The sequence below is a fragment of the Idiomarina solivarensis genome, from assembly GCF_033052755.1.
Classification (GTDB): Bacteria; Pseudomonadota; Gammaproteobacteria; order Enterobacterales; family Alteromonadaceae; genus Idiomarina.
In genome coordinates this window covers 1-256 of sequence record NZ_JAVFHZ010000023.1, presented here as the reverse complement: position 1 = coordinate 256, position 256 = coordinate 1, and the positions used below count along the sequence as shown (strand labels likewise).

At 49.2% G+C, this 256-nt stretch carries 1 pseudogene; it reads right to left on the bottom strand.

Annotated elements, in window-relative coordinates:
* Window positions 1-256: pseudogene (locus tag RBK99_RS13490) on the bottom strand (RND family transporter); the annotation flags it as partial.

The following is a 256-nucleotide window of genomic DNA, read 5'->3' as shown; positions in this document are numbered from 1 at the left end:
CACTTTTCCCCGCTTATCCGCAAGGGAGGCAAAAAAATGGGTAAAATTCCGGCTCAGGTTGTTTTCCTCTTCATGATAACGCCTCGGCAACAACATCAGGCCCGCTGGCATTACAATAAAACTGAGCACCAGCGCCACGCCAAGCGCAACAGACATCATCCAGCCGAAATCCACCAGCAAACGAATATCGCTCAGGATAAAGGAGAGAAAGGCAACCATCGTGGTTGTGGTGGTGTAAAAACAGGGTTTGAACATG